We start from the raw sequence: 14,991 nt of genomic DNA, 5'->3' as shown, positions 1-14,991 counted from the left end.
CTTTCTTATCCTTGTAAGACTGAAGAGACCAGCAGTTGGGTGTAAGGGTGTTGTGGGTCATCCAGCACTTGATCAGTAATGCCTGTTTCGACAATTCGGCTATCTTTCATCACAATTAAGCGATCGGCGAGCAGTCGTGCAACGGCGAGATCATGGGTGACAATAATGACGGAAAGACCCAAGTTGGTGACCAGATTACGGATAAGATCAAGCAGGCGAGCTTGTACGGAGACATCCAAACCTCCCGTTGGCTCGTCCATGAAGACCAATTTTGGATTCGTTACCAAGTTGCGGGCGATCTGTAAGCGCTGTTGCATACCTCCAGAAAAGGTAATAGGGAAGTCATCGATGCGATCTTGCGGGATTTCAACATCGCTGAGCCATCTCAGTGCTTCAGAGCGAATGTCACCGTAATGCCGATCGCCAATGGCCATTAAGCGTTCACCGATATTACCCCCTGCAGAAACACGGGGCCTAAGCCCATCCATTGGGTGTTGATGCACGACGCCCCACTCTGTTCGTAATAAGCGGCGTCGCTCTCGGTCAGGTTGCTGGTAGAGATCTATCTGTTTGTCTGCTTGCTGATAATTGACAGTGCCATTTTCTGGCGTCTCTCGGCCAGACAGAACTCTTAACAGGGTACTTTTTCCTGATCCAGATTCGCCAACAATACCTAACACTTCCCCAGGAAACAGCTGTAAGTCAATCTCCTGACAGCCTTTCCCTGCTGAGTAGAGTTTGGACAAACCAGACACATTAAGTAGGGGCTGATCGTTATCGAGTTGAGTTAACATGATGACATTTCCTGTTGTTGGTTTAGATCGTGTTCGCGGCAATAGTCGGTGTCTGAACACACATACATTCGGCTGCCTTGGTCATCGGTGACCACCTCATCAAGAAAGGTATGAGTGGCGCCACAAATAGAGCAGGGTTCATCCCATTGTTGAACTTCAAACGGATGGTCTTCAAAATCCAAGCTCTTCACATCGGTAAAAGGGGGAATGGCATAAATACGTTTTTCTCGACCCGCACCAAACAGTTGTAGGGCCGGCATACGGTCCATCTTAGGGTTATCAAACTTCGGGATCGGTGAGGGATCCATGATGTAGCGTTGGTTCACCATTACCGGATAAGCGTAAGAGGTGGCAATGTGGCCATAACGGGCAATGTCTTCGTATAATTTGACGTGCATGATTCCGTATTCACTCAGAGCGTGCATTTTTCGGGTTTCTGTTTCTCTGGGTTCAAGAAAACGCAGTGGTTCTGGGATCGGAACTTGGTACACCAAGATCTGTCCTTCCGTCAGTGGTTTTTCAGGAATCCGGTGGCGAGTCTGGATGATAGTGGCCTGGTCGGTTTTTTCTGTGGTCTCGGCTTGGGCGACCTTTTTAAAAAATTGACGAATCGATACCGCATTGGTGGTGTCATCCGCCCCTTGATCGATCACTTTAAGCACATCAGGCTGGCCAATAATAGACGCCGTAATTTGAATGCCACCCGTTCCCCAGCCATAAGGCATAGGCATCTCCTTTCCACCAAAAGGGACTTGATAGCCTGGGATCGCCACCGCCTTTAAGATGGCGCGGCGGATCATACGTTTGGTCTGTTCATCTAAGAAGCCGTAGTTGTAACCTTGCGTTTCCGATGAGGTCTGTGTGTGTGTGTTAGTCATGGTTCGATGGCTCCTTGTCTTCGCCGCGCTGTTGATGCTCTTTTTGCAGCTTGCGGATCAGTTCCAGTTCGGATTGAAAGTCCACGTAGTGGGGCAGTTTTAAGTGAGACACGAAACCAGCCGCTTCTACATTGTCGCCATGAGACAGCATGAACTCTTGATCTTGCGCTGGCCCTTCGACAGGTTCGTTTAACGCTTCGGCTTGCAGCGCTCGATCAATCAGTGCCATCGACATCGCTTTTCGTTCTCCGGCACCAAATGAAATGCCATAACCTCGGGTAAACTGGGGTTTAATCTCTTTTGACCCTGAGAAACCGTTGATCATTTGGCACTCTGTTAGCTCAATGTCACCGAGTTCAATGTCAAAACCGAGCTCTTCAGGACAGAGTGAAATGACGATTTTTCCAGTACGGATCTCGGCGGCAAATGGGTGATTACGACCGTAACCTCGTTGAGTGGAGTAGCCCATCGACAGTAAAAAACCTTCGTCACTACGCATTAACTGCTGTAGCCGGGCACTTCGTGTTGCGGGATAACTCGGCGGATGTAAGGTAATGTCTTCTGCTTGCTCGCCATTATCCAACTCTTGCGGAGCAAGCCCTTGTTGCTCAAGAATGGACATCACTTGCGCGCAAGGCTCTGTGCTTGCTGATTCGCTCTCTGCGCTGATTGATGGGGGGAAGTCATCGGATTCAGCCATCAGAGAAAAATCGAGTAAGCGGTGGGTATAGTCCAGAGTCGGTCCTAATACTTGCCCACCAGGAAGATCCTTAAACGTGGCCGAAATGCGGCGTTCGATCTCCATCGTACTGGTATCGACAGGGTTGCTGGTGGCAAAGCGTGAGAGGGTGGTGCGATAGGCTCGAAGAAGAAAAATCGCTTCGACTAAATCGCCGCTGGCTTGTTTAATGGCTAATGCGGCCAATTGGGTATCAAAAATTCCTCCTTCAGTCATGACGCGATCGACCGAGTTACTGAGTTGTTGTTCGATATGTTCAACAGTCAGCTCACTGCCCGTTCCACGGCGTTTCTGCTCTTGTAAACGGTGAGCGGCTTGGATGGCTTTTTCGCCCCCTTTTACTGCAACGTACATGTTAATGCCTCCCTATTACTGAGTTCAATGTGTGTGGTGCGAGGCAGAGCCATCAGCTGATTGCCACTGGTGAGTAACACATCAATGCCTAAAGGCTGTGAACGCTGGATTTGAGTGATCTGTTTAAGCAGTTCGTTATCGATGCCGTCAACACAGACTGTACGCTGTCCATCGATACCGGGACCAGACAGAGAGAGCGTCTCACCTCGGTTAAATCCGCTGACTTGAATGGTGAGAGTGGTATTGGTTTCCGGGTATTCGGCGCTGCCCCAACTAAAGGTGGTGAGATCCACCGTTTCATTTTCTGCCATCACAGCAAAGCAGGCGGTGTCGGTACTCTCTGCTAGAGGAGCGTTGGTGTGAAACTTTACATTTTGAGTTAATGTTTCGTTGTGTCTCAGTACAGATGATAACCACACCGGTGTGCTGTTGTCAGTCAATGCTAACAGCAGCTGGGTCGTTGCACTGTTAGCGAGGCCAAAAGTGAAATCAGCCTTGAATGTGTGCAGACTCCCAGGTGAGGAGATTGCGTCCAACACTTGGCGAAAAATGGTTTGAGCTTCATGGGTTGGGTGAGTAAATCCTGATGTAATCAGCTTCATTCGTCTTCTCCTCTAACGACAGTGAAAAAATCCACTTTACTGGTTGCGATTTGACGACGTCGCAGCTCAGTGTGCTTAGCCATGGTTGCCGCTAAAGGAGTAATGACTTGATCCTTCAGTTGTTCAGCGTAATGGCTGTTTTGCATTAACGCGTCAATCAAAGCGGCTAGGTGAGCATGCGCTCTATTGCGTCCTTTGATGTAGCTGTATCCCATCTCACCACTGGGCAGTTTGACCACACTGCGAGTGACGGTCATATCACCAATGTTGAAAGCATTACCAGTGGCTCCCATGCGAGATTGAATTTGAATTAAGCCTGTCTCTGCTGCTCTAATAATGTGGTGTTCCGGTGACAAGTTAAGTTGACTCCAGACGTTTTTTAGGTGTGAGTAGTCGCTCCGAGCGAGGGCTGACATCCAGCCTTGTCGCTCCGACTTTTTGGTCGGTTTCATACTAATGCTCCAATACGATTTCAATCATGTCAGAACGGGTATAGGAACAAGAGTACTCCAGAATGTCTTCGGTCTGGCTTGCTACATTTACCGTTCTAAAAATAATCAGAGGGGTGTTATCAGACAGTTGCAGTTGTTTTTGCTCTTGGCGGTTGGCCATTCGAGAGCGTAATTTTGTGAACTTTCGGCTCAGCTCTGTATCGAGCTGTTGGTGGATGAATTTGTGCAAAGAGCCACTGTCAAAGTGTTGCAGCGGTGCCCACCAATCTAAGTTTGGCAGGTAGTGCTCAATCAAGCTACACGGTAATCCGTTGATCACCCGTAGTGTGGTGAGCTTGATGATTTGGCTCTGTTGCTCAATGTGTAAGACCTTGGCTAAGTGTTCGTTGGCGTTGACTAACTGGCGATTAATCACCTCGCAGCGCGGGGCATAACCTTGTTTGGATAGGTTATGAGTAAAATGCGCTCCTGAGTGTAATGGGTACGCATAGGGTTGCCTAATCACTTGATTGCCTCGACCTTGCTGACGCTCAATTAACCCGCAAAAGACCAGCTCATCGATAGCACGCCTAACCGTGTGTCGGTTTACCTTAAACCGATCAGCAAGGCGCGACTCTGAAGGCAGGAAGTCCCCCGCTTGAAAGTGGTGCTGTACTTCCTGTTCAAGTTGCTTAGCGATGTTCATGTATATCTGCATGCTGCGCTTCCGTTAAGTTATCTAGACAAGTACGGGTAAAATTTTTAAATGTACGCTTTACGGATGTATTGAGAGGAGAAGTCAATCAGACTTACCGTCACAATGATGACCAGCATAATGGCGGCGGTCTGTTGAAACTGAAAACCGCGAATGGCTTCCCATAACAGCACACCAACACCACCGGCACCCACCATGCCGACTACCGTGGCGGAGCGAACATTGGATTCAAATCGGTATAAAGTGAACGATATCCACAATGGCAGTACTTGAGGAATGACGCCGTAAATGATCTCTTCAAGTTTATTCGCCCCTGTCGCTCTTACCCCTTCAACTGGCCCTAAATCGATGGCTTCGACCGCTTCAGAAAAGAGTTTTGCCAATACCCCAGTTGTGTGAATAAACAGGGCAAGTACGCCGGCAAAAGGACCTAAGCCCACGGCCACAACAAACAGCATCGCAAACACCATTTCGTTAATGGCGCGAGTGGCATCCATTAGGCGTCTCGTTGGTTGGTAGACCCATGCTGGCACCATATTTTCAGCGCACAGCAGTCCCAAAGGGATGGAGAAAATTAACGATAAAACCGTGCCCCAAATGGCGATTTGGATGGTGATCAATGTCTCCGTGACATAGAGCTCCCAGTGAGAGAAATCAGGGGGAAAGAAGTCACGAGCAAGCTCAACCATGTTGTCTGAATCAGCGACCAGTTGGATAGGGTCCATCTCAGCCCCCTGCCATGCCCATGCGAGTACCCAAACGAGTACAACAAAAGTAATAAACTGTTTGAGTTTTTGGCCCCAGTGCTGAGGGGTATGAATTGCATTGAGTGAAATATTGGCGTTCATTAGCGTTCTCATTTGGTTAAAAATGGGGTGAGGTTTTTCCTCACCCCCAATCACGACTATTCCATTGCTTGCAGCGCAGCCATTTGGCGATTGAGCGCTGACAGTTCGGATTTCAGATTGTTAATCTTGGTCAGTGTTGCTTCATCAGGACTGTTGTCACTGTTGAGTTTGTTTAACTTTTTGAACAGTGATAACTGACGAATTGGCAACAGTTGCAGGTCAGACGACGCTTTAAACGGTGCCCAGTCTAGCTCTTTGAGAATGGCAGTCTCACGTGAGCTTCCTGTGGTTCCGTAGTTCATGAAGAAATCATAGATAGCATCTTTCGTCTGTTCTGGTAGATTTTTGCGCCACACGATAGGATCCGCAGGGATCAATGGTGACTTCCAGATTACTTTGATGTTTTTCGCTTTATCCGCATTGTTGCGAGTAAATCGACGCAAGCTTTCCGTGTTATTGGTCGCAATATCCACTTGCTTGTTGCTGACTGCAAACAGATTGACTTCGTGGCTAGAGTTTAGCGTGCGTTTAAACTCAGAGGGTTGCACCTGATTCTTTGCAAACACGTAATAAGAGGGAACCAGATAGCCTGATGTTGAGTTCGGATCGCCATTACCAAAGGCCAGCTCAGAACGTTTTTTCAACATATCTTCAACGGTATTGATTGGACTGTCCTTATGGGTGATAAGCAAACTCCAATACCCAGGGTTACCCTCTACATCTGACGTTTGAGCAAAGATCTGCCCGCCTGCGCGATCCACCGCTTCCATGGCTGATTTGTTGCCATACCAAGCAATGTCCACTTTATCAAATCGCATGCCTTGAATGATGCCTGCATAATCGGGTGCAAAATAGGCTTTCACTTCTACCCCAAGTTTCTTGCTCATGTCTTCAATGAATGGGTTCCATGAGGTTTTTAGATTTTGCTGTGATTCGGTTGAAATAATACCGAAATTCAGTGTTTTCAGTGGTTTGTCGTCAGCCCATGCCGGAGCACAAACAGAGGCGGCCATAGCCACACAAAGTGATATTTTGCGAATTGCACGTAACATTGTTCGATTCCTTTTGATTAAATGTGACTGTTGATTAACTGTTTACGGTTGATTGATTGGTTTCAATCGGTAATGAAGTGTCCGGAGTATTGGGAAAGTTACCTTCCACAATCACGCCAGCCTCTTCGGTTTTTCCTCGGTATAAAGCTTGCAGGCTTTGGGCGTTGAGCGCGTTGCTACTGCCTTGATAGAAAATGTGTCCATCGCGTAGTGCGATCACGTGTTGGCAATACTTCAGAGCGTGTTCCACCTGATGCAGAGTCACGATGACCGGAATCTTCTCTTGCTGATTAATCTGCTGTAGCAGCTCCATCACAATACGAGAAGATTCAGGATCCAGAGAGGCAATCGGTTCATCTGCAAAAATAATCTTGGCGTCTTGCATTAATGCTCGAGCAATAGCAACTCGCTGCTGTTGGCCTCCAGATAGCGTTGATACTCGTTGATGAGCAAAGTCAGCCATACCGACTCGATTGAGTGCTTCTAAGGCTTTATCGCGTTGTGAACGAGTAAAACGTCCGCTAAAGGAGCGCCACCACGGGGTATCACTTAAGGCGCCAACTAACACATTGGTGATAACACTTAAGCGGTTAACGAGATTGAACTGTTGGAAGATAAAACCAGCGTGAGAGCGAGTATGTCGAATGTCTCTATCAATCTTGCCCGCTTGCTGTACTGGTTGATCTAGAATGCTAATTGCTCCAGCATCTTGTTTACTGTTGTCGCCAGCAACCAAACCATTCAAATGGCGTAGTAGGGTTGATTTGCCGGAACCTGATGGGCCGAGTAAAGCAGTCATACCACGGTGGTTGAGGTCGAGATTGATATTGTTTAGCGCTTGGTTTTTTCCAAACGTTTTATTTAACTCTGTAATGCTAACGATACTGTTCATAGCGTGAACCTTCTGTTTAATTCAGCTCTATCGTGCAGGTGGTAAATGACGGTTTTATTGCAACAAAATGTCATTTTTGGTAGGCATCGTATTGGTAACGTGCCTAAAGTGGTTGGTATTAAAGGGGAGTGCTCAATTAAGCAGAGTGGTGGGGAGGAGTTGTCTAGTTGAGTATTTCATCAAAAGTTCATCTTCAGTGAGGAAAACCGCTTAGACCATTTTGGGGGTAGATAAGCGTCTAATTGGTCACTCGCTACTATCTAGAGTAGCCATGAGTTATGATTTGTTCATTTCTAGCATCTTACCTTAATTCGCTTTTGTTCAAACGTACACGTTATCAAAGCTTAAGTAGTATTTTTACACAAAACCTTATTTACGCCAGACAAGGTATAAAACAAACAGGCCACCGAGTGCCGCAGTGACGATACCAACGGGTAATTCTTGAGGGGCCAAAACGGTTCGGCTTACCAGATCACCAACCAACAAAATGACTGCGCCCCAAAGTGCGATTAGGGGGAGCGAACGCTTATGGATGACTCCTGAAAAAGGACGAACAAGGTGTGGCACCATCAGCCCAATAAAACCTACAACACCAGTAAGTGACACAATGGCCGCGGTGCAAAAGGCACAGCAGAGAAAGATCTCACTTTGCAACCGATGAACATTAATACCCAGCGAACGCGTTGTCTGTTCGCTGACCAATAAGGTGTCCAGTTCACGATAGCGTTTGGCTATTAACACAACAAGGCAAAGCACGCCCAGCGCCGCAAATATCAGATTGTCCCAGCGAGCAAGTCCTAAACCGCCCATCGTCCAGAACAAGATAGAACTTGCCGCACGCTGATCGCCCGAATAAATCAGAAAGCTAGTAATTGCACCAAATAAAAATGAGATAGCTAAGCCGCACAAGATCAGGTTGTTGTTGCCCTGCTTTTTTTGCATTGAAAATAGTACCAATACCGCGGTGGCTGACACTATGCCGCCAGTGAATGCGGCAATAGGAAGAGACCAAACGCCGAGTGTGTCTCCTAGTTGAGTAATGATCAACACCGCGCCCGCAGAAGCACCGGAGGACAATCCGAACAAAAAGGGATCGGCCAAGTCGTTTCTGGTTGAGGTTTGGAGTAGCGCTCCTACCATGGCAAGCCCCGAACCGGCAATCACAGCTAGCAATGCCCTAGGCAACCTAAAATCTATCAGTATTCGGCTAGTCATGCTCACCTCCTCATCATTGAAGGAGCGCAACCCGGTTAGCACTTCCTTCAAAGACAAAGGGACAGACCCAAATTGTAAGCTCAAAATAAAAGCGAGCAGCATTGAAGCAATACCAACCACCCATGCCACTCGGTATTTATTAAATATTATCAATCAGTTAACTGCCTTTTCTCTTGTTGAGGGATAAACGCCTTCGCGAGCTTCTCAATAGCACCTATATTAGCAGGCCCGGGCGTAAGCTGCTCATATCGTAGCTTGACATAACGGCCTGACGTTACCGCCTTGGTGTGCTTCATTAAAGGGTGCTGCTCAAGAAAATGTTGCAGTGAATCGGCGCCACTTGCTGTTTGATAATCGAGAAGGATAATAACTTCAGGATCTTCACGCGCGACGTTTTCCCATGAGGTTCTTCCCCAACTGGTTTCCATGTTGCCAGTGATACTCCGACCACCTGCTGCTTCTATCATGGCATTTGGCATCGCGTATTTACCCGCCGTGAAAGGTTTGTCCTCTCCTGAGTCATACAGAAACACTGTTGGTGGGGTACTGGTGTTGTCCGTACCATTTTCTGTTACTTTTTTCACCCTCGCTTTCCAGTCTTTTACTAACGTTTCAGCTTCTGATTGTTTATCAAAAATAACCCCTAATTTTTTGATGTCATCGTAAAGCAACGCCATGCTGGCACCGTTATTATTTTTTTGGGTATGAATGCAGCTTTCAGACAGCACTAAAGTACTGATTCCGTAAGGCTTGAGTGTTTGTGGCGTGACTTCACCGCCGACTTTCATTCCATAATTCCAGCCAGCGAAAAAGAAATCTGTCTCCGCAGCAATGAGCCTTTCCAGTGATGGATATTTTGGTGCCAGCTCAGGGATATCGCCTAACTTTTGATTGAATGATGGCGACATCTTATACCAGCCCGTAATTCCGGTAACACCAACCATATTATCCTGAAGGCCAAGCGCAAAGGCCATCTCACTCATATTAATATCGTGGACCACGGCTCGAACAGGACGTTTGTCAATGATCAGCGGGCTACCGCAATTATCAACGGTGACTGGGTATTGGGTATCGGTCGCGTTTGCGACAGAGAGTGGTAAAGCAAATAACAGAGTGGGAATCAAAGACCACTTCATTAGGCGGCTCCTATTAAAGATAAATGGTTGTGAGGTGATGCAGCCTCAAAATGATGAATCGTGCTATGCATTTTAGGGTGGCTAAACGGAATAACCCGTAGCCCAAAAACAGGTGTCATGAAATCGTCTCGCATAAGAATATCGGGCGGCGCAAAGGCCACCATTTTTTGCTCAGACATTAAGAGAACATTGTCAGCGAAAGGCGTAACTAGAGGTAAATCATGCAGTACGACCACAGATGCAATACCTCGAAGTTTGATGAGCGTAAGAAGCTCAAGGCGAGCAAGTGGATCGAGATGATTAGTCGGCTCATCTAAAAGAAGGAGTCTGGGCTCCTGAGCAAATGCTCGCGCAATACTTGCACGCTGTTGTTCTCCGCCAGAGAGTTCACCAAAATAACGATGACATTTGTGTGAGAGGCCAACATCTTCAATCGCTTGCTTTACGGCCCTATCATGTTCTTTTTTACTACAGCAGAACCTATGTGGTACACGACCCAGAAAAACATATTCGCTGACACTTATGCGGGGATCAACGTGTTCATGCTGTGCAACAACGGCGACTCTTTTAGCAATTTCTTGTCTTGGTAGGTGCTCTACTCTGCTACCAAATATCTTAAGTTCACCAGATACCGCTGGATATTCTCCCGTGATACCTTTTAGTAAACTCGATTTCCCACTGCCATTTGGGCCAATAATGGCGACACATTCACCCTCATAGACATCAAATGTGACGTCTGATACCGCCCTCCAATTTGCGGGGCCATCAGCACATAGACTTTGAACTGACAATATAGGCTTATTCAACTTTTCCATTAGGGTGCCAAAACATGATTAATTGTTATGTTATAACATAACAATTAATCATGTGATTGCCAACATAATAGAGATGTTATTTCAATTTCCGCAAAAAAGAGCTGTACAGCATTAACCAATTATTCGCTTTTAGTCGTTACCTGCCAAATTCGGGAGGTGCTCAATTAAGCAAAGTGGTGGGGAGGAGTTGTCTAGTTGAGTATTTCATCAAAAGTTCATCTTCAGTGAGGAAAGCCGCTTAGACTCACCTTGATACCGCCTTCAGATCGGTTTTTGATGGTGAAGGTTAACTTATGTTGCTCGCACACCTGCTTGACAATGGCTAGGCCCAATCCATTACCGACGTTGAGTTTTTTTAAGCTGACGTGAGGCTGAGTGACTTGCTCGAGTTGTGATTCAGGGATCCCTGGGCCACGATCTTCAACGCTGATCACCGTTAGATTGCTGATGGGATTGTGCTCGATACTGACTTCAATTTGATTCTCTTTACCACTGAGCTTGCCATATTGGTGCGCATTCTCAATCAGGTTGATTAAGGCCGTTTGCAGCATTATCGGCTCAACATGTCGGCATAACGAATCAATATTGGAGTAGAAAACCAGTTGTTGTTGATCGGCATAGATGGCAGGGGCCATGTCCATACAGACGGTTTTACATAACTCAACCAGATCCGCGTTCTGCCAGAACTCTTCAATTTTAATCAATGTTGCTGGACGATAACGTAAATTATAATAGCGACACGAAATGATAGTAATTGCCTGATCATCGACCGCATAAACAAGCCTATTAGTGTCATTAATGACCTTGTTAATACGTTTGAGTGTTTTCTTGTCTTGGGTTTGCCAATATAAGTAATCAGCTCGCGTGCAGTTACTTTGTCAGCTCGAAACTGCGTGATTGAACGGTTTAAATGATCTGTCTCCATAAGGCTATTGTAATAGTCTTATGACATTACCACTGCGTTTTCCGAATCACGACGAGTAATTACCGTTGTATCTTCACCATTACCTCGTCAAGCCAACTTCTACGATAGGTTGTACAAGTGATATTAATGAGGATGTATTGATTCAGTTATGCTTGTTTGAATCGGAGTTGGACAGGAATGAGTTACGGAGTTCATGAGAGTCTGATCTTTCGGATAACTACTGTTTTCCAAATAATGAAATTTAACAACAGATAGTTATTTTATAAGTTAACAACTTTTAGTACATCGTTGAGATTGTTCACCATGACAGCTTCTTTAGGAAGACTAATTTCATCATGAAACCCAGCTAACCACACCGCTCTCATTCCTGAACCCGTTGCGCCTAAAATATCTTTTACTGGGTGATCCCCTAAATATAAACATTCTTCTGTTTTATATCCTGCTAGCTTGGCAGTGTGTTCAAAAATCGAAGGATCTGGCTTACTCACACCAAAACTCTCTGAGCTAACCATTTGAGAGAAAAGGTGGTTAAAGGATGTAGCGTCAAGGGTAGAACGTCTACTYATCTCAGCTCCATTWGAAATAACGCCGAGATGATAGCCTTGCTGATGCAAGTAATTAACAAGATTAGCGGCTCCACTCATCTCTACAGTGCATTTTGGAAAATCATTTTTCCAAAATAAACTAAGATCWTCAGGTCTTTTGTTTTTTAYCCATGATAAYTTTAAGGATAATTCACATCCAACTGCCTGAAAAATTTTACTATATRCTGAGTCTTTAGTGAGGTAACCRCCGCAGTCTTGCTCTTTAATTATATTACTGACCTGAATTGGGCAWGCATTTCGTAGTTCGAATGACAATGTTTTAATGAAGTGATGAGCAAACTTATCAATGCTAGCATCTYTGTTCACAAGAGTATTATCTAAGTCAAAATATATAGCTTTGATCATGTATAAACCGTTGYCTTGTATTTTGGTTAWTTATTTTAATTTAGTTTTATGACGTTTTTATTGGCGAGAGTATAAAGAATAAAACAGATCCCTTATTGAAGGAATCTCTGCTGCCAAATTTGGATGATTGGTTGCTCAGACTCGAAAAGGGGCATAAACGTGTTACGAATTTCAGAATACTGAGAGATTTCGGATAAACACTCCCTGAAAAGGTTATGTAAATCAATATCGGTCGAAACAGTTGGTACTCATTATTTACGTGATAATGTCGCCAACACAGCCACTGCACTACATGTTATTAGTATGGCACCTAAATTCTGGACCAAACCAACTAGAATCCTTGCAAGGACACACACTCTAAGAGCAACGATCACACTTTTAACTTCACTGGTTTCATCTATTTCAAGTTCAACATTCACTGACTCGCACGCCTATTCATTCCAATTCGTATTCATGACAAACCTGCTTACACTGTTATCATGTTCAACCTATCGTAAGGTCTTTATCGTGACTGTGCCAAGAAGTCAACTTATCTGCTCTGAAGCTACGCCCTATTACCACATCGTTTCTCGCTGTGTAAGGCGCAGCTATTTGTGTGGTGTTGATGTTATGACTAAGCAAAATTACGAACACCGCCGTGGTTGGATTGAAGATAAACTCAAAGAGCTCAGCGATGTGTTTTGTATTGATATCTGCGCCTATGCCATCATGCATAATCACTATCACTTGGTGCTCAGTATTGATTGTGATGGCGTTAAAAAACTCACCGAAAGAGAGGTGATAGAACGTTGGTGTACCCTCCATGAAATGCCGCTGCTGATTGAACGTTATCTTATTCAACAAGACCTCCATAGCTCAACCAAGGAGGTGTGTCAGCAGATTATTTCCCAGTGGCGAGAACGGTTATCTAGCATCAGTTGGTTCATGAAAATCCTCAATCAAACCATCGCCAGGATGGCAAATAAAGAAGATGATTGCACTGGGCACTTCTGGGAAGGGCGGTTCAAAAGCCAGGCATTGCTCGATGAGAAAGCGCTATTAATGGCGATGGCTTATGTCGATTTAAACCCGATCCGCGCCAACATGGCAGACTCGCTGGAAACCTCTGATTTTACCTCAGTAAAAGCGCGGCTCGCTGCCCTTAAATCGAAAAAGTTAACGCCACCTTGCTTGCACCCCTTTATTGGTAACCCAACCAACGAGATGATTAAAGGCATTCCGTTTAGATTGGATGATTACCTAGAGTTTGTGGATTGGAGTAGCAAACAAATTAGATCCAATAAGCAAGGGGCGATTGATGCCTCTGCCCCGCCAGTTTTGCAGCAATTGAATTTTGAACAGAAAGAGTGGCTCAAACTCTGCACCACCCTTGAGCAAAATCGAGCCAGTTTAGTGGGAGAAGTGAAATCTTACGCTCATGCCATCCATAAACTTCAACGAAAACGACATACCGGACTGAAAATCACCCCTGCTGCATAAATGTACTTCTCAACGCGCACTCATTACACCTGAAGAACGATAATGGATATCTTTTAGCATCGAATTTTGTCTATTTCGACACTTTTAGCCAGCATTCCCCACCGAGAACGTCAAATCTGGGTATATCATTCTCAGTTGCATTAAGGCTTGGCTAGGATGTCTGTCCTTGCTTGTCTGTCCTTGCTTGTCTCAGCGTGAAGGCACATCTGGGCAGGAATCATTCATCTATCGATGACAATAACTGATGAGCAATACGCTTAAATGAAGCGAAGCAAATATCAAAGTCGTGTGGCTGTGGGTTAAACACCATAGGCGTAACAAAATCTGCAAACCGTTGACGGAAAATAGGGTTGCCTTCTAGCTCTTGTAAGTCAAGGCGTAGCTCCTTGCTGGGGGCGGCGACAAACTCAGCATGTTGGTTGCCGAAGCGCTCGACGTCTTCTTGCAATACTGTTACGAATAGTGAGGTTAGTGACTCAATATCAAGCGCCTGTGCTGTATCAATGCAATGAACGTCGTAGATATGCCGAACCAAAGTAATATCGTCTTTACGTTCGGCGTTACGCTTAACCAACATGGTACGACGTAACATAGAAAGTACTTTCTCCACTAACGTTGCGTAAACCGAAACACAAGGAAATGAGCTTACCTCTTGTCGCTGCTTATAAAGCTCTGCAACTAACGATTGAATCCCTCGCTCTTCTACCTCTAGAAGCGGAATAGTCTCCATCAACTCTAGCTTGATGATCGGGCGCAAGCATGGGGCTTGGTTAAATTGTTGTGGGTATTTAAGTTCATACTCCACATAACGATACTCATTACGGACAAGTCGGTTTTCAATTGTAAACTGCTGAGACCGCGCAATCGTCTGCTCTATTTGCTCGATAAGCTCTTTACGTGCGGTTTTCTTTTTACCACGACTTAACGCGTCAAATTCATTACTTGGGATAAGCTTAATATCAACGTCTTCTGACATTCGTAAGATTTTGACATTAGATTTTGCTAATGCCGTACCACCGGCAAAAACTAGTTGATGGGTTTCAAATGTGAGCTTTTCTAACTCAGCAAGCAACGCAACAACCCAGTAATCTTTTTCAATAACTGCTGGGTTTCCGAGCGCTAAAGCATCGGAAACCTCAAGGAACTGTTGTTTTAGTTTTTTCATC

Annotated in this window: 17 protein-coding genes and 2 pseudogenes; 2 read left to right on the top strand and 17 right to left on the bottom strand. The window is 45.5% G+C overall.

Translation table 11 applies throughout. The features are described from left to right. Positions 1-5: 5 nt before the first annotated feature. Genes phnK through phnC form a run of 9 tightly spaced genes read right to left on the bottom strand, consistent with a single transcriptional unit; the run spans position 6 to position 7,305 of the window. The gene (gene phnK, locus L4C32_RS04700; protein ID WP_428195698.1) at positions 6-794 is read right to left on the bottom strand and encodes a phosphonate C-P lyase system protein PhnK; all 789 of its coding nucleotides are present in this window, start codon (positions 792-794) and stop codon (positions 6-8) included. Continuing rightward, complete coding sequence (locus L4C32_RS04695; protein WP_428195697.1) at positions 788-1,672, bottom strand: alpha-D-ribose 1-methylphosphonate 5-phosphate C-P-lyase PhnJ; 885 nt, start codon at positions 1,670-1,672, stop codon at positions 788-790. The genes phnK and L4C32_RS04695 overlap by 7 nt, the downstream gene beginning before the upstream one ends. After that, positions 1,665-2,765 carry a carbon-phosphorus lyase complex subunit gene (locus tag L4C32_RS04690; protein ID WP_428195696.1) on the bottom strand — a complete coding sequence of 367 codons (1,101 nt, stop codon included), beginning with the start codon at positions 2,763-2,765 and terminating at the stop codon, positions 1,665-1,667. The genes L4C32_RS04695 and L4C32_RS04690 overlap by 8 nt, the downstream gene beginning before the upstream one ends. Next, positions 2,750-3,367 carry a phosphonate C-P lyase system protein PhnH gene (gene phnH / locus L4C32_RS04685; RefSeq protein WP_428195695.1) on the bottom strand — a complete coding sequence of 206 codons (618 nt, stop codon included), beginning with the start codon at positions 3,365-3,367 and terminating at the stop codon, positions 2,750-2,752. The genes L4C32_RS04690 and phnH overlap by 16 nt, the downstream gene beginning before the upstream one ends. Beyond that, a complete protein-coding gene (gene phnG / locus L4C32_RS04680; RefSeq protein WP_428195694.1) occupies positions 3,364-3,819 on the bottom strand; it encodes a phosphonate C-P lyase system protein PhnG in 456 nt (151 codons plus the stop codon). Before phnG ends, phnH begins: the two co-directional genes overlap by 4 nt. A 1-nt stretch (position 3,820) precedes the next feature. Continuing rightward, positions 3,821-4,516, bottom strand: coding sequence for a phosphonate metabolism transcriptional regulator PhnF (phnF, locus tag L4C32_RS04675; RefSeq protein ID WP_428195693.1), 696 nt, complete (start codon positions 4,514-4,516; stop codon positions 3,821-3,823). Positions 4,517-4,560: 44 nt separating this feature from the next. Beyond that, the gene (gene phnE, locus L4C32_RS04670) at positions 4,561-5,361 is read right to left on the bottom strand and encodes a phosphonate ABC transporter, permease protein PhnE (protein ID WP_428195692.1); all 801 of its coding nucleotides are present in this window, start codon (positions 5,359-5,361) and stop codon (positions 4,561-4,563) included. Positions 5,362-5,417: 56 nt separating this feature from the next. Further along, positions 5,418-6,413: a phosphonate ABC transporter substrate-binding protein gene (gene phnD, locus L4C32_RS04665; protein ID WP_428195691.1), complete on the bottom strand. Its 996-nt coding sequence runs from the start codon at positions 6,411-6,413 to the stop codon at positions 5,418-5,420. Positions 6,414-6,447: 34 nt separating this feature from the next. Next, on the bottom strand, positions 6,448-7,305 hold the full coding sequence (phnC, locus tag L4C32_RS04660; RefSeq protein ID WP_428195690.1) for a phosphonate ABC transporter ATP-binding protein: 858 nt from the start codon (positions 7,303-7,305) through the stop codon (positions 6,448-6,450). Between the two features lie 45 nt (positions 7,306-7,350). On the opposite strand from phnC, the gene L4C32_RS04655 reads away from it, so the two are divergent. Continuing rightward, the gene (locus L4C32_RS04655) at positions 7,351-7,476 is read left to right on the top strand and encodes a hypothetical protein (RefSeq protein ID WP_428195689.1); all 126 of its coding nucleotides are present in this window, start codon (positions 7,351-7,353) and stop codon (positions 7,474-7,476) included. A 198-nt stretch (positions 7,477-7,674) separates the two neighbouring features. On the opposite strand, the gene L4C32_RS04650 is transcribed toward L4C32_RS04655, so the two are convergent. The 7 genes and pseudogenes from L4C32_RS04650 to L4C32_RS04620 all read right to left on the bottom strand — a co-directional run bounded on the left by L4C32_RS04650 (position 7,675) and on the right by L4C32_RS04620 (position 12,346). After that, entirely contained in the window at positions 7,675-8,622 is a 948-nt protein-coding gene (locus L4C32_RS04650) for a FecCD family ABC transporter permease (RefSeq protein WP_428195743.1), read from the bottom strand. A gap of 47 nt (positions 8,623-8,669) precedes the next feature. Then, the gene (locus L4C32_RS04645) at positions 8,670-9,656 is read right to left on the bottom strand and encodes an ABC transporter substrate-binding protein (protein WP_428195688.1); all 987 of its coding nucleotides are present in this window, start codon (positions 9,654-9,656) and stop codon (positions 8,670-8,672) included. Continuing rightward, entirely contained in the window at positions 9,656-10,471 is an 816-nt protein-coding gene (locus L4C32_RS04640) for an ABC transporter ATP-binding protein (RefSeq protein ID WP_428195687.1), read from the bottom strand. Before L4C32_RS04640 ends, L4C32_RS04645 begins: the two co-directional genes overlap by 1 nt. 221 nt (positions 10,472-10,692) lie before the next feature. Then, positions 10,693-11,175 carry a sensor histidine kinase gene (locus L4C32_RS04635; RefSeq protein ID WP_428195686.1) on the bottom strand — a complete coding sequence of 161 codons (483 nt, stop codon included), beginning with the start codon at positions 11,173-11,175 and terminating at the stop codon, positions 10,693-10,695. Between the two features lie 24 nt (positions 11,176-11,199). Beyond that, positions 11,200-11,328 (bottom strand): annotated as a pseudogene (locus tag L4C32_RS04630) (Txe/YoeB family addiction module toxin); the annotation flags it as partial. Next, positions 11,325-11,477 (bottom strand): annotated as a pseudogene (locus L4C32_RS04625) (type II toxin-antitoxin system Phd/YefM family antitoxin); the annotation flags it as partial. The pseudogenes L4C32_RS04625 and L4C32_RS04630, both read right to left, overlap by 4 nt. A gap of 179 nt (positions 11,478-11,656) precedes the next feature. Further along, a complete protein-coding gene (locus L4C32_RS04620; RefSeq protein ID WP_428195685.1) occupies positions 11,657-12,346 on the bottom strand; it encodes an HAD family hydrolase in 690 nt (229 codons plus the stop codon). A gap of 507 nt (positions 12,347-12,853) precedes the next feature. Here L4C32_RS04620 and L4C32_RS04615 point away from each other — a divergent pair. Continuing rightward, a complete protein-coding gene (locus L4C32_RS04615; RefSeq protein ID WP_428195684.1) occupies positions 12,854-13,825 on the top strand; it encodes a transposase in 972 nt (323 codons plus the stop codon). Between the two features lie 217 nt (positions 13,826-14,042). On the opposite strand, the gene L4C32_RS04610 is transcribed toward L4C32_RS04615, so the two are convergent. Beyond that, positions 14,043-14,990: a nucleotidyl transferase AbiEii/AbiGii toxin family protein gene (locus L4C32_RS04610; RefSeq protein WP_428195683.1), complete on the bottom strand. Its 948-nt coding sequence runs from the start codon at positions 14,988-14,990 to the stop codon at positions 14,043-14,045. Position 14,991 lies beyond the last annotated feature (1 nt).

The sequence above is a fragment of the Aliivibrio kagoshimensis genome, from assembly GCF_050337105.1.
In the GTDB taxonomy this organism is placed as follows: Bacteria; Pseudomonadota; Gammaproteobacteria; order Enterobacterales; family Vibrionaceae; genus Aliivibrio_A; species Aliivibrio_A kagoshimensis.
This window is presented reverse-complemented; position numbering and strand designations above follow the sequence as displayed.

What these genes read in the sequence shown, in the direction of transcription:
- phnK (WP_428195698.1), bottom strand. Translation starts at nt 794, where the DNA reads ATGTTAACTCAACTCGATAACGATCAGCCCCTACTTAATGTGTCTGGT.
- L4C32_RS04695 (WP_428195697.1), bottom strand. Translation starts at nt 1,672, where the DNA reads ATGACTAACACACACACACAGACCTCATCGGAAACGCAAGGTTACAAC.
- L4C32_RS04690 (WP_428195696.1), bottom strand. Translation starts at nt 2,765, where the DNA reads ATGTACGTTGCAGTAAAAGGGGGCGAAAAAGCCATCCAAGCCGCTCAC.
- phnH (WP_428195695.1), bottom strand. Translation starts at nt 3,367, where the DNA reads ATGAAGCTGATTACATCAGGATTTACTCACCCAACCCATGAAGCTCAA.
- phnG (WP_428195694.1), bottom strand. Translation starts at nt 3,819, where the DNA reads ATGAAACCGACCAAAAAGTCGGAGCGACAAGGCTGGATGTCAGCCCTC.
- phnF (WP_428195693.1), bottom strand. Translation starts at nt 4,516, where the DNA reads ATGCAGATATACATGAACATCGCTAAGCAACTTGAACAGGAAGTACAG.
- phnE (WP_428195692.1), bottom strand. Translation starts at nt 5,361, where the DNA reads ATGAACGCCAATATTTCACTCAATGCAATTCATACCCCTCAGCACTGG.
- phnD (WP_428195691.1), bottom strand. Translation starts at nt 6,413, where the DNA reads ATGTTACGTGCAATTCGCAAAATATCACTTTGTGTGGCTATGGCCGCC.
- phnC (WP_428195690.1), bottom strand. Translation starts at nt 7,305, where the DNA reads ATGAACAGTATCGTTAGCATTACAGAGTTAAATAAAACGTTTGGAAAA.
- L4C32_RS04655 (WP_428195689.1), top strand. Translation starts at nt 7,351, where the DNA reads ATGACGGTTTTATTGCAACAAAATGTCATTTTTGGTAGGCATCGTATT.
- L4C32_RS04650 (WP_428195743.1), bottom strand. Translation starts at nt 8,622, where the DNA reads ATGCTGCTCGCTTTTATTTTGAGCTTACAATTTGGGTCTGTCCCTTTG.
- L4C32_RS04645 (WP_428195688.1), bottom strand. Translation starts at nt 9,656, where the DNA reads ATGAAGTGGTCTTTGATTCCCACTCTGTTATTTGCTTTACCACTCTCT.
- L4C32_RS04640 (WP_428195687.1), bottom strand. Translation starts at nt 10,471, where the DNA reads ATGGAAAAGTTGAATAAGCCTATATTGTCAGTTCAAAGTCTATGTGCT.
- L4C32_RS04610 (WP_428195683.1), bottom strand. Translation starts at nt 14,990, where the DNA reads ATGAAAAAACTAAAACAACAGTTCCTTGAGGTTTCCGATGCTTTAGCG.